Consider the following 11,841-nt stretch of genomic DNA (forward strand, 5'->3'; position numbering starts at 1 on the left):
GCGGGCCGGGTGCGTCCACGCGGTGCTGCCCGCGATCCGGCTGGCCGCCGAATACGAGCCGCTGGACGAGGCACTGCAGGCGCGGCTGCTGCTCGCGCTCGCCGCGGACGGCCGGCGGGCCGAAGCCCTCGCGGCTTATGCCGACATCGAGCACCGCCTCGCCGACGAGCTCGGCATCCAGCCGGGCGGCGACCTGCGCGCGGCCCGGGACAGCCTGCTCGACCAGGACGCCCCGGCCGACGGCCCCAGGTCGCGGCGCGGCGTCAGACCGGCCTTCATTCGTCCCGGAGCGCCGCCTGGCGGCGCGGAGGCCGAATTATGGCCGCCAGCCGAGCTGGAGTCGTCGCAGCCGACCCGGGCCGAGCCGCCGGCGCAGTTGCCGGCCGACCACCCCTACTTCACCGGCCGCCGCTGCGTCGTGGCCGCAGCGGAGGAGCTGCTGGCCGGAGAGCAGCGGACCACCGCGCTGGTCATCGACGGAATGCCCGGCGTCGGGAAGACCACCCTCGCGGTGCACCTCGCCCACCGGCTGGCCGCCCGCTACCCCGACGGGCAGTTGCACGCGGACCTGCGCGGTTTCGACCCCGGCGACTCGGTGATGACACCGGCGGAGGCGCTGCGCGGCTTCCTGTGGTCCCTCGGGGTCGCACCGGCCGCCATCCCGGCCGAGCTGCACGCCCAGGCCGGCCTCTACCGCAGCATCCTGGCCGAGCGCCGGATGCTGATCCTGCTCGACAACTGCCGCGACTGGGACCAGATCCGGCACCTGCTGCCCGGCACCGGGGGCAGTCTCGTCATCGCCACCAGCCGGCGCCGGATCACCGGCGCCGCCGAGCCGGCGGGCGCCCACCCGCTGCACCTCGACCTGCTGACCGACGCCGAGGCCCGCGAGCTGCTCACCCGCCGGCTCGGCGACGCGGCGGCCGCCGACCCGAGGGCCGTCAACGAGATCATCGCGCGGTGCGGCCGGCTGCCACTGGCCCTGGCGCTGGTCGCCACCCGCAGCGTCGGCCGGCCCGGGCTCAGCCTGCCCGCGGTCGCCGGTGAGCTGGCCGAGGCCGACGGCCGGCTGACCGGCTTCGGGGACGCACACGCCGATCTGGAGGCGATCTTCTCCTGGTCCTACCGGGCTCTGACTCCCGAGGCAGCCCGGCTCTTCCGGCTGCTGCCCCTGCACCCGGCCGGGGAGCTGAGCACGGAAGCGGCGGCCGCCCTCGGTGGCGTGTCCCTGCGCTCCGCCCGCGGCCTGCTCGCCGAACTCGGGGCGCAGTTGCTGGTCCAGCCCGGCGACGGCCGGTGGCGGATGCATGATCTGCTGCGCGCCTATGCCATGGAGCTCGGGGAGGAGCACGACGACGCGGCCGAGCGGGACACCGCCATCGAGCGGGTCTACGACTATTACCAGCTCAGCGCGTACGCGGCGCATCTGCCCTATATGCCGCAGGTGCCGCTGCCGGAGCCGGAGCCCTCCGAGCGCGGGGTCACCGGGCGCAGCTTCACCGGCCGGGCCGACGCGATGGCCTGGTTCGCCGCGGAGCAGCGGGTGCTGACCGACATCGTCGCGCGGGCCAAGGAGCGCGGCCGGCCGGGCACGGCCTGGCAGATCGCGTTGGCCCTGCAGAACTACTTCCAGGACACCGCCCAGTTCAAGCAGTGGGCGGTAACGGTGAGCACCGGCCTCGCCGCGACCGGGGACGACCCCGCCGCCCAGGCCCTGCTGCATCGCAGCCTCGCCGGCGCCTGCTACTTCCTGGCCGACCTGGACCGCGGGCTGTCGCACCTGCAGCACGCCCGGGCGCTGTTCGACCGGCTCGGCCGGCGCACCGAGCAGGGCCATGCGGAGAACAACATCGCCGAGATCCGGCTGGACCAGCGGCGCTACCACGAGGCGATCCGGCATGCCGAGGCCGCGCGAGCCCTCTTTGAAGCCGAGGGCGATGTGCGGGGCGCCACCACCGCCCTGCTGGCCATCGCCCGGGCACAGGGCTGGCTCGGCCGGCACGCCGAGGCGCTGGGCATGTTCGTCGAGGCGCAGCGGCAGTTCGAGGCCCTCGGCGACCTGCACGGGGTGGGCAGCACCCAAGCCTGGCTGGCGCACACATATTCGATGATCGACGACCTGCCGCACGCGATGGCGACCTGGCAGCAGGCGATCGACACCTTCCGCGGCGCCCGAGCCACTCACCACACCGCGGAGGTGCTGGTCTCCATCGGCGACTTCCACTCCGGCAACGGCGACCCGGCCCTGGCCGGACAGGCGTGGAGCGAGGCCCTCGCCGAGGTCGACGGGACGGACTCGCCGATGGCCCGGCGGATCCGCGACCGGCTGCGCTGGCACCGGTGACCCGGACGCGGCGCCCAACGGCGCCGCGTCCGGGGCCCGCCGTCAGTACCGGTAGGCGCGGATGACGGTCTGCTTGACCGTGTTACCGCTGGTGTCCGTCGCGGCGGCCCGCAGCGAGACGAAGCCGGTGCCAGCCGGGTTGCGCACCCAGGCGACCGCCTTCTCGCCGGACCGCCGCACGGTCAGCTCCTGCCAGGTCTGGCCGTCGTCGAAGGACGCCTCGACGGTCAAGGACGTGGTCTGCCCCGGCGCCGCCCCGACCTGACGGTCGAGCGAAACCGGGATCGGGAACGGGCGGCCGGCCGGCGCCCGGTTGTCGATGTCGAGCTCCGGGGTGTACCGGATCGCCGTCATCGGCAGCTTCACCAACTCACCGTCGCCCACGTGCGCCGACTTGAAGGTCCACTCCGCGTCGACCACCGTCGACAGGGTGAACGCCGGGTCGCTGCGGAAGGTCGCGGCCAGCCGGTAGTCACCCGTCTCCCCAGGCACTTCCCACACGGAGGGCGCCTGGTTCGCGTCGCCGATCTTGACCCCGTTGCGGTAGAGGTCCACCTGCACGCTGCCGCCGCGAACCTGTCGGAAGCCCATGTGCCCGGTGCCGTCGCCGTGCAGCGGCCCCGGCCCGCCGATCAGGTCGCCCCAGTAGCGGGTGGCGAACTGCTGGCCGAAGTTCGGCTCCGGGAAGACCGGTCCGGCCACCGCGTTGGCCCACTTCACCGTGTACGTGCGCCCGGGCTGGAAGCTGGTCCACGCCGACTCGTAGTACGTGTACCTCGGCTGGGCCGAGGTCGACTTCCACACCGCCTGCTTGTCCTGGTTGTAGTACTCGGTGATGGTGCTCGGCGCGTCGTAGCTGAAGCTCGGCGGGATGTTGCGCTCGTCGCGGTAGACCGGCGAGTTGCCGGGCGCGTGCGCGACCGCGGTCCGCGCGACCGGCACGCCGGCCACGTCCGCGCTGATCTGGGAGCGGACCGTGGCGAAGTCGCCCGCGCGCAGCTTGCGGGTGAGCCCGGTCATCATCTTCTTCGGCTCGTAGAGGTAGACCCGGTAGACGTACGGGCTGTTGTGCAGGCTGTAGTCCTCGGCCACCTGGCCCCACATGCCGTTGACGTAGGAGACGAATCCGGGCGTCTCGCCGGCCCCGACCTGCGCGGTACGCAACTGGTTGAAGGGGATGTTCATCAGCACGGCGAAAAGGTCGTTGCTGCCCCAGATCTGCGGCTGCTCGGTCCGGATCGTCCAGCCGAACTCCTGGTGGACCGCGGTGGCCTTCGCGTTCGGCACCGACACCGCGATCGGCTTCGCCAGGCGGGCGTCCATGGTGAGCGCCTGGTCCGTGGTCAGGTCGAGGCTCGGGCGTACCAGCGTGGTGACGTACGGGTTGTACGGGTCGTCGCCGCTCACCAGGTAGGTCTGGACCAGGTAGCGGCCCGCGCGGACCCGGTACGTGGTGGTGGCGGGATCGCCGAACACCAGCATGGTCTGCCGGTCCAGGTCGGTCAGGACGGTCACCCAGCCCTGCTCGGGCGTCGGCGCTCCACCGTCCGGCCCGACGAGCTTGAGGGCCAGATCGTGGCGGGCGACGTCGAGCGCGACCGGGGTCTGCACCTGCGCGCCGCCGCCGGTGGCGGTCACCTCACCGCCGAAGTAGTGGTCGGGCAGGTTGGCGCCCGCCTGCACGGTGACGGACACGGTGGCCGTACCGCCGGCCGGGACCGTCACCGAGGAGGCGCTGAGGCTGAACAGGCCGGCCGGTGCCGGGGCGCCGTCGGCGTCCTTGGCGTCGAGGGAGACAGCCAGGGTGAGGGGGGAGGAGCCGCTGTTCGCGTACGTGACCGTGCGCTGCTGCGCAGCGGCGGTCCGCTCGAAGGCGACGCTGACCGGGCTCGCCGTGACGGTCTGCTGGATCGCGCGGGCGACGTTGAGGAAGCCGGCACCCTGCTCGTAGACACCGATGGCGGCGTTCGGCTGGGCGGCCGCCATCAGCGTGGACTTGATCCGCTCAGGCGACCAGTCCGGGTGCTGCTGGGTCAGGATCGCCGCCGCGCCGGCCACGTGCGGAGTCGCCATCGAGGTGCCGTTGAGGGTGGCGTACTGCGGGTTCTCGTCGTCCGGCGACAGGTCGGAGGTCGAGCTGCGGGCGGCGACGATGCCGACGCCGGGCGCGGTGATGTCCGGCTTGATGCCGGCGTCGCCCGTGCGCGGACCCCGGCTCGAGAACTCGGCCAGCTCGCCCGTCTTGGTCACGGCGCCCACGGTCAGCGCCTCGGCCATGCCACCGGGCGAGTTAACCGTGGACTCGCCGCCCAGGCCGCTGTTGCCCGCGGCAACGACGAAGAGCACGCCGTAGCGGCGGGTGAGGTCGACCAGGGCCGCCTCGATCGGGTCGATCTCCGGGCCGTCCTGGCCGCCGAGGCTCATGTTGGCGACCTTGACGCCCCGCTCCGCCGCCCAGGTCATACCGGCCAGGATCGCCGACTCGGGGCAGCCCTCCTGAACGCAGACCTTGGCGCTGTAGAGGCTCGCGCCGGGCGCCACGCCCTTGTGACGGCCCTGCGACGCGGCGGCGCTACCGGCGATGGTGGAGGCGACGTGGGTGCCGTGGCCGACCCGGTCGAGGGCGTCCGGGTCGGCGGTGAAGTTCTCCGCGGCGGCGACCTGGCCGGCCAGGTCGGGGTGGGTCTGGTCGACGCCGGTGTCGATCACGCCGACCTTCACCCCCGTTCCCGTCCAGCCGGCCTGCCAGGCCTGCGGCGCGCCGGTCAGCGGGACGCTGACGTCGAGGGTCGGCTGGCGCAGCCCGTCGAGCCAGATCTTGTCGAACCCGGCCCGCAGCTGCCGCTCCGTGCCACTCCCGGCGGACGTGACGTTGTTCCAGAAGGACACCGCGTCCGCGCGGCTCTCCGCGACAGCGCTCGCCCCGGAGAGCTGCCGGGTGGTCCGGGCGCCGGCGAGGCCGGCGGCGGCGCCGCTGCGGTGCTGGACGATGAGCGGCAGGGTGGCCCGGGTGTCGTCGTAGCCGAAGTCGACCAGCTTCGAGATGTCGAAGAGCCGCGCGTCGAGCTTGCCCCGGTTGAGCAGGCCGACGGCGTCCGCGGGGATGACCCGCACGTCCTTGCCGGCGCTGTGGGTGATGAACGGGATCCGTTCCCGTCCCTTGCCCGGCACCACGTCGACAGTCGTCTGACCGTTCACCGTGCCGAGGTGGACGGTGTCGCCGGTGAGCAGAGTGACCTTCCTGGGCTTGGACGCGACCGCGGGTGTGGTCGTCGGCTTCGCGACCCGGGGCTGCGCCGACGCCGGCACACCCCCCGGAGCCGCCGCCGAGACGCCCAGCACGATGAGTGCCAGCGCCGATATCTTGCGAACTGAACGCATCATTCTCCCTGGATGAACTCGAGAGGTATCCGAGTGCTCCGGACGTGACCGGCGGGTGAAAGTTCATCCCGAGTGACCTGGGTCACAACCACTGCACCGGTGCAAGCGCGGCCATGGGACGGCGGCAGCACCCGGTCGGCCCCGTACGGCCCGGCCGGTAACTGCCGAGCGGACCAGCGCAGCGTGCGTTCGGGATGCTGTCGCCGAACCTCCTGCGAACGCCGCAGCAAAGCGCGCAGAATGGGCCCCTAACGCCCCCTTTTGCCCCGTTCGCGGATCTTGGTCTGGGGGGTTGCGGATCGCGTGCCCGGGGGCCGGGCTGGACTGACTCCTGAAGGATGTCGCATGACTTCGTTGGTGCCGCTGTCGGCAACCGTCGCGGAGCCGGAGGCGCTGAGCACGCTTCCGACGCCCGCGCGTCCGCGGGTCGACCCCTCCGACGTCGTGGTGCCCGACGGCTACCGCGTGGAGGTCGTGCTCGTCGGCCTGTCGATGCCCTGCGGGATGGGTTTCGCCGAGGACGGAACCCTCTACGTCCTGGAGGGAGGTAGCACCTGGCCTACCCGCCCCTACGTGCCGGCGCGGATCCTGCGGCTGGACCCTGACGGCCACCTCGGCGTCGTGGCCGAGGAGGCTCTGGGTGGGCCGCGGCACGTGGCGGTGCACGGCGACGCCCTGTTGGTGTCGTGCAAGGGTGGTCGCCACGCCCGGATCGACCACATCGACATCGCCACCGGTAGCAGTCGTGTCCTCGTCGACGGGCTGCCCAACGGCGGCTGGCACGAACCCGGCGGACCGGTGTTCGGCCCCGACGGCCTGATGTACTTCGCCCAGGGCTCGGTGTCACAGCAGGGCGTGGTGCTGCCGCAGGGATTTCAGGTCGACCTGGCGCGACACATGGGCGTGCACGACGTGCCCGGTGAGGATGTCGTGCTGACCGGCAACAACGTGCAGACCTACGACCCGACCGCGCCGTACCCGTACCTGGTGGAGACAGGGCCCTTCAAGCCGTTTCGTACCCCCGCGCGCCGTGGGGAGGTGGTGCGCGGCAGCCTCAAGTGCAGCTCCGGGCTTTGGCGCGCGCAGCCGGACGGCACCGAGATGGAACTGGTGGCCTGGGGTCTGCGCAACCCCTACGGCATGGCCTTCGGTGAGGACGGCGATCTCTATGTCACCGACAACGACTTCGAGGAGACCGGGGACCGGGCGATCCGGGGCGACCCTGACCGCATCTGGCGCATCGACGCCGCCCGCACTCCGCACGGCTCGATCGACCGGCCCGCCTGGTACGGCTTCCCCGACGTCTGCGGCGACGGCCTGCCCGCCTGGCACGAGTCGCACCTGCCCCGGCGAGGACGCCCGGCCGAGCCGCTGATCGAGGACCCCCCGCCGTGGGCGGGCCCTGCCGTGTTCCTCGAGAAGCCGCACTCGGCGATGGCCGGCCTCGACGTCTCGCGCAGCGACTCCTTCGGCTACCGGGGGCGGCTGTTCGCCTGCGAGTGGGGCACGCTCGCCCCGATGAACTCGCCGGACCCGGCCGACCTGGAACACGGATTCCGAGTGGTGGCGGTGGACCCGGCCGATGGCACGTCCGAGTCGTTCATGCGGAACCCACGACCCGGACCGGCGTCAGCGCTCGGCACAGGAGGGCTGGAGCGTCCGGTGGACGCCAAGTTCGCGCCGGACGGCAGCCTGTACGTGCTCGACTTCGGGGTGTCCCGGGTCATGGAGACGACGAACATGTCCTACGGGCACACCGGCGTGTTGTGGCGGGTCGTACGCGACGGGAGCCGGCCGTGAACCGCCCACTGCTCGTGGAACTCGACCACGACACCGTCACCGCCCATCTGGACCACGTCTTGCCGTGGCTGGTCACCACACGCACGTTGCAGTCCGCGTACCGCAAGATCCTGGAAGACACCGCGGACGAGGTCGGCGAGCCGCACATCCGCGCCTGGCTGCACGAGATCGCCGCGCCCGCCCGGCAGCACGAGGAAGCGGTGGCGGACCTGTACCGCGCCTTCGGCCACCAACCGCCAACAGCGACCTCATCCCGGGTCACTCCGGTCGTCGCCACCGTCCTGGGCGCGGCCCGTGAGCTGGCCGGCGAGGCACAGGGCCTGGTCGCCGGCGCGCGAGGGCGAGCGTGGCGGCACCTGCGCATGCTGATGCTGAGCAACCTCGACGCCATCAGCGGGTTCGCCGTCGCCGAGCAACTGGCCCTGGCGCTGGGCAGACCGGCCGTCGTGGACATCACCGTGCCCATCGTGGCGGACAAGACCCGGCACCAACTGCTGATCCGGGAGTGCTTCCTGGAGATGGCGTCGAACGCGATCTTGTACCGGCGGGACGTGTGAACCGGCGGCGGCACTGGGGGTATCCCGTCCTGCTCGCCGGCCTACCGGCCGCGCTGCTGGCGAGCTTCGGCGCGGTGGGGGCACTGGACGTACCCCTGCTGACCGACCCGTCTCCCGCGCTCGGTCAGCCGGGCCCGGCGTCGGCCGCGGTCGGGGTGGCCCTGCTGCTGACCGACGTGGCGATCCCCGTGCCGTCCAGCCTGGTGATGGTGGCCCACGGCGCCCTGTTTGGCGTAATCCCCGGCACCCTGCTGTCTCTGCTCGGTGGGCTCGGGGCCACTCTCGTCGCCTTCGGCATCGGCAGACGCGGTCGCGGCCTGCTGGCCCGCACCACGACGCCGGCGCAACGCGCCCGCGCCGAAGCGCTGCTCGCCCGATACGGTCTGATCGCCGTGCTGATCACCCGCCCCATCCCGGTGCTGGCCGAAACCGTCGCCCTGCTCGCCGGCACCGCCAACCTCGGGTGGTGCCGCGTCGCGCTGGCGAGCACCGCGGGAGTGCTGCCGGTGGCACTGCTCTACGCAGTCGCAGGCGCCACCGCAGCCGCGTAGACGGTACTTCGCTCGCCGTACTGCTGGCGTCGGACCCGGCGCTGCCTCGGGATCGGCCGAGGTCTGCTCGCCACCCCGGTTGCGTAGACCGCCCCACCTGTTCGATGCGGTCGAGAGTGGGACACCACCCGGCGCACCGCTCTGGCACGCCAGGTTGACGACGATCCGTTGCTCGGCGGACACCGATGAACGCATGCGTGCGGCGGCGCCCCCGCAGTAAGGGCGTCGTCGCACGACATGCGGCCCAGATCCGTCGATGGTCGACCGGGCCGGCCACGAATGCCTGGCTAGGCTGCCGGTTCGGCGGTGGCCGGCACCTCGCCGCGCTTGGCCCGCAGCAGCTGCTGGCGCTTGTCATCCTTGGCCCAGGTGTGCGAACCGGGCTTGCGTGCCTCGTCAGCCAACTGCTTGACGGTGGCCGAGCAGATGAACTCCTTGAGCTTCGCGCCGGGGCGGCCGCCGAGATGGAGCGCCATCGCGGTGTCGTTGCGGTGGGCGAACTGGAAGATGCCGGCGCGACGACCCAGGCTGATGCACTGGCCGGCGAACCCCAGCTGGATGGCCGCGGGCTGCTCACCCGCGATCCGGTTGAGTACCGTGTCGGCGGCGTGCGCACCCAGCGGACCCGCGGCCTGGCAGCTCATCCGGAACGGCAGGTCCGACGGTGCCGCCGAATCCCCGGCCGCGACGATGCGCACGTCGTCCACGCTCGTCAACGTCTCGTCCGTGAGCAGGCGGCCCAAGGCGTCGGTGCTCAGCCCGCTGCGGCCGGCCAGGTCCGGCACGCCGAAGCCGGCGGTCCAGATGGTCACCGTGCTGGGCAACCTGCGGCCGCCACTGAGCTGCACGGAATCGCGAGTCACCGCCGTCACCTTCGCGTCGGGGCCTTCGAGCACGGTCACACCGAGTTTGGCCAGCCGCCTGGCGACCGAGCGTCGCCCCCGAGGGTGCAGGTACGGGCCGAGCACCTCGCCGCAGACCAGGGCCACGGTGCGGCCGGCCTCCGCCAGCTCGGCGGCGGTCTCGATGCCGGTCGGACCGGCTCCGACAACCGTCACCGCGGCCGTTGCGGGCGCGGCCTCGACGACCGGCCGCAGCCGCTGCGCCTCCTCCAGGCTGGCGATCGGGTAGGCGAACTCGGCCGCTCCGGGCACGCGCGGGTCGGCGCTGCCACTGCCCACCGCGTAGATCAGGTAGTCGTAGCCGACCGTGCCGCCGGCCGCCAACGTCACGCTGCGCTCGGCCGCGTCGATCCGTGTCACGGTGTCGACCACCAGCCGGACGCCCTCGCCCAGGACGTCCCGGTAGTCGACGACCGCGTCGTCGGACCCGCCCACCAGCTGGTGCAGGCGGATCCGCTCGACGAAGGTCGGGCGCGGGTTGATCAGGGTCACTGTCACGTCGTCGCGCTGCGTCAGCGATTGGCTGCCATGACGCCGGCGTATCCGCCGCCGACCACGACCACATCGGTGTTCTCAGTCATGGTGTCTCCTCGTCTCAGGGTTCGTCCTCAAGACACCGGGTGACCGATCGTTTGTGACAGCGCATGAGGCAGACCACTGCACAGGCGTGGGCTCGGCATGCGGAGCCCTATGGCCGGAGCTGACGCTCCGGGCTGCGCGCCACCGGGGTCGAACACACCCTTCCGGGCAGGTCATTGCCGCCACGGTTCGCGACGATGCGGCGCCGCAACCGGCGCCGCTCATCCCTGCTCGGCACCCGCGGTATCGCCGTGGTCCGGTCCGTTCAGCCAGGTGCGGATGCCGGCCAGTGCGGTGGGGCCGTAGTCCTCGTCGACGCTACTGGCGAGGTCCGCGACGGATATCGCCTGCAGGGCCGCACGCCAGGCGGCCTCGGCACCGGCCATCGCGCGGGCGATGGGGCACGGCCGCGTGCAGGCCTCCTGCGGTGCCGCCAGGGGGCCCCGCTGGCGGATCTCGGTGCACACGAACGCGGGCTGGGCGCCGTCCACGGCCGCGACGACGTCGAGGACGGTGATCAACTCGGGAGCCCTGGTCAGGACGTACCCGCCCGCCTTGCCCTGCACGGACGTCACGAGGCCGGCGCGGGAGAGCGCCTGTAGCTGTTTGGCCAGGTAGCTGCCGGAGACGTCATGCAGTTCCGCGAGTCGGGCAGCCGGCACGGGCTCCGTCGCCGTGGTCAGCACCACGCAGCAGTGCAGTGCCCACTCGACCCCACCTGACAGCTTCATCCGACCCCCCGCTTGACTCGGACAAAGACTATCCGACTAATGTCTCGGACAGAAAGTATCCGAGTTTGAGGCTGAGTCCTCGACGAAGTTGGCGTGCGCTGCGGCACGCCGTGGAAAGGTGAGAGCCATGAAGCTCACAGTCATTGGTGGGACCGGACTGATCGGCTCGCAGGTGGTCCAGAAGCTGACCGCGGCCGGACACGAGGCCGTCGCCGCGGCACCGTCCACCGGCGTCGACCTGATGACGGGGAAGGGCCTGGACCAGGCGCTGAAGGGCGCGGACGTCGTGGTCAACGTGGCGAACTCGCCGACGTTCGACGAGGCCTCCCTGGACTTCTTCCGCACCTCCATGAACAACCTGCTGGCCGCGGGGCAGAGTGCCGGTGTCCGGCACCAGGTGATCCTCTCGATCGTTGGTGTGGACCAGGTGCCCCAGCTGGACTACTACCGTGCCAAGACCCTGCAGGAGGAGCTGCTCCGCCAGGGGCCCACGCCGTACTCCATCGTGCGGGCCACCCAGTTCTTCGAGTTCGTGAGCGCGATCCTGTCCTGGACCTCCGACGACACCACCGTTCGCCTGCCCTCCACCCGGGTTCAGCCGATGGCCGCCGCGGACGTCGTCGACGCGGTCGTCGACGTCGCCACCGGCACGCCGCTGCAAGGCATCCGCAACGTCGCCGGGCCGGACGCCTTCTCCCTCGACGAACTCGGCAGGGTCACCCTGGCCGCCCAGCAGGACAACCGGACCGTCACCACCGACGACACGGCCGGCATGTTCGCGGCCGTCGCCGGCGATGTGCTCACCCCGGGCCCGGACGCACACCTGGCACCCACGCACTACCAGGACTGGATCCGGTCCGCCCGCTGACCCGCACCGAGCTGCTCACATCTGCTCCTCCCCTGCGCGGACGCACGGCGGGGGAGGAGCGGGCGGAAGGCGCGACGTCGGCGCCCGTGGTGCACGGCCCGCTCCCGGGACCAGGAAGCTTCAGCCTG

The 11,841-nt window shown here is 72.1% G+C and carries 8 protein-coding genes; 5 read left to right on the forward strand and 3 right to left on the reverse strand.

The window, feature by feature from the left end; genetic code table 11:
- Positions 1 to 2,344, forward strand: a 2,344-nt coding sequence (locus NCC78_RS07635; RefSeq protein WP_250792812.1) for an ATP-binding protein, incomplete at its 5' end; no start/stop codon positions are given.
- A 42-nt stretch (positions 2,345 to 2,386) separates the two neighbouring features.
- On the opposite strand, the gene NCC78_RS07640 is transcribed toward NCC78_RS07635, so the two are convergent.
- Positions 2,387 to 5,725, reverse strand: coding sequence for a S8 family serine peptidase (locus NCC78_RS07640; protein ID WP_250792821.1), 3,339 nt, complete (start codon positions 5,723 to 5,725; stop codon positions 2,387 to 2,389).
- A gap of 345 nt (positions 5,726 to 6,070) precedes the next feature.
- On the opposite strand from NCC78_RS07640, the gene NCC78_RS07645 reads away from it, so the two are divergent.
- From NCC78_RS07645 to NCC78_RS07655, 3 genes are read left to right on the forward strand one after another with little or no spacing between them, the layout of a single operon-like run.
- Entirely contained in the window at positions 6,071 to 7,525 is a 1,455-nt protein-coding gene (locus NCC78_RS07645; protein WP_250792822.1) for a PQQ-dependent sugar dehydrogenase, read from the forward strand.
- Positions 7,522 to 8,082 carry a hypothetical protein gene (locus tag NCC78_RS07650; protein WP_250792824.1) on the forward strand — a complete coding sequence of 187 codons (561 nt, stop codon included), beginning with the start codon at positions 7,522 to 7,524 and terminating at the stop codon, positions 8,080 to 8,082. The genes NCC78_RS07645 and NCC78_RS07650 overlap by 4 nt, the downstream gene beginning before the upstream one ends.
- Positions 8,079 to 8,633 (forward strand): VTT domain-containing protein, encoded by a 555-nt coding sequence (locus tag NCC78_RS07655; protein WP_250792827.1) that lies wholly within the window; start codon positions 8,079 to 8,081, stop codon positions 8,631 to 8,633. The genes NCC78_RS07650 and NCC78_RS07655 overlap by 4 nt, the downstream gene beginning before the upstream one ends.
- A 287-nt stretch (positions 8,634 to 8,920) precedes the next feature.
- On the opposite strand, the gene NCC78_RS07660 is transcribed toward NCC78_RS07655, so the two are convergent.
- Complete coding sequence (locus NCC78_RS07660; protein ID WP_250792829.1) at positions 8,921 to 10,033, reverse strand: NAD(P)/FAD-dependent oxidoreductase; 1,113 nt, start codon at positions 10,031 to 10,033, stop codon at positions 8,921 to 8,923.
- 302 nt (positions 10,034 to 10,335) lie between these two features.
- On the reverse strand, positions 10,336 to 10,845 hold the full coding sequence (locus NCC78_RS07665; protein ID WP_284706266.1) for an RrF2 family transcriptional regulator: 510 nt from the start codon (positions 10,843 to 10,845) through the stop codon (positions 10,336 to 10,338).
- Positions 10,846 to 10,972: 127 nt separating this feature from the next.
- Between NCC78_RS07665 and NCC78_RS07670 the strand changes: the two genes are divergently transcribed.
- Positions 10,973 to 11,713 carry an SDR family oxidoreductase gene (locus tag NCC78_RS07670; RefSeq protein ID WP_250792833.1) on the forward strand — a complete coding sequence of 247 codons (741 nt, stop codon included), beginning with the start codon at positions 10,973 to 10,975 and terminating at the stop codon, positions 11,711 to 11,713.
- Positions 11,714 to 11,841: the final 128 nt, after the last annotated feature.

The organism is Micromonospora phytophila (genome assembly GCF_023656545.1).
Lineage (GTDB): Bacteria > Actinomycetota > Actinomycetes > Mycobacteriales > Micromonosporaceae > Micromonospora > Micromonospora phytophila.

What these genes read in the sequence shown, in the direction of transcription:
- NCC78_RS07670 (WP_250792833.1), top strand. Translation starts at nt 10,973, where the DNA reads ATGAAGCTCACAGTCATTGGTGGGACCGGACTGATCGGCTCGCAGGTG.
- NCC78_RS07665 (WP_284706266.1), bottom strand. Translation starts at nt 10,845, where the DNA reads ATGAAGCTGTCAGGTGGGGTCGAGTGGGCACTGCACTGCTGCGTGGTG.
- NCC78_RS07640 (WP_250792821.1), bottom strand. Translation starts at nt 5,725, where the DNA reads ATGCGTTCAGTTCGCAAGATATCGGCGCTGGCACTCATCGTGCTGGGC.
- NCC78_RS07645 (WP_250792822.1), top strand. Translation starts at nt 6,071, where the DNA reads ATGACTTCGTTGGTGCCGCTGTCGGCAACCGTCGCGGAGCCGGAGGCG.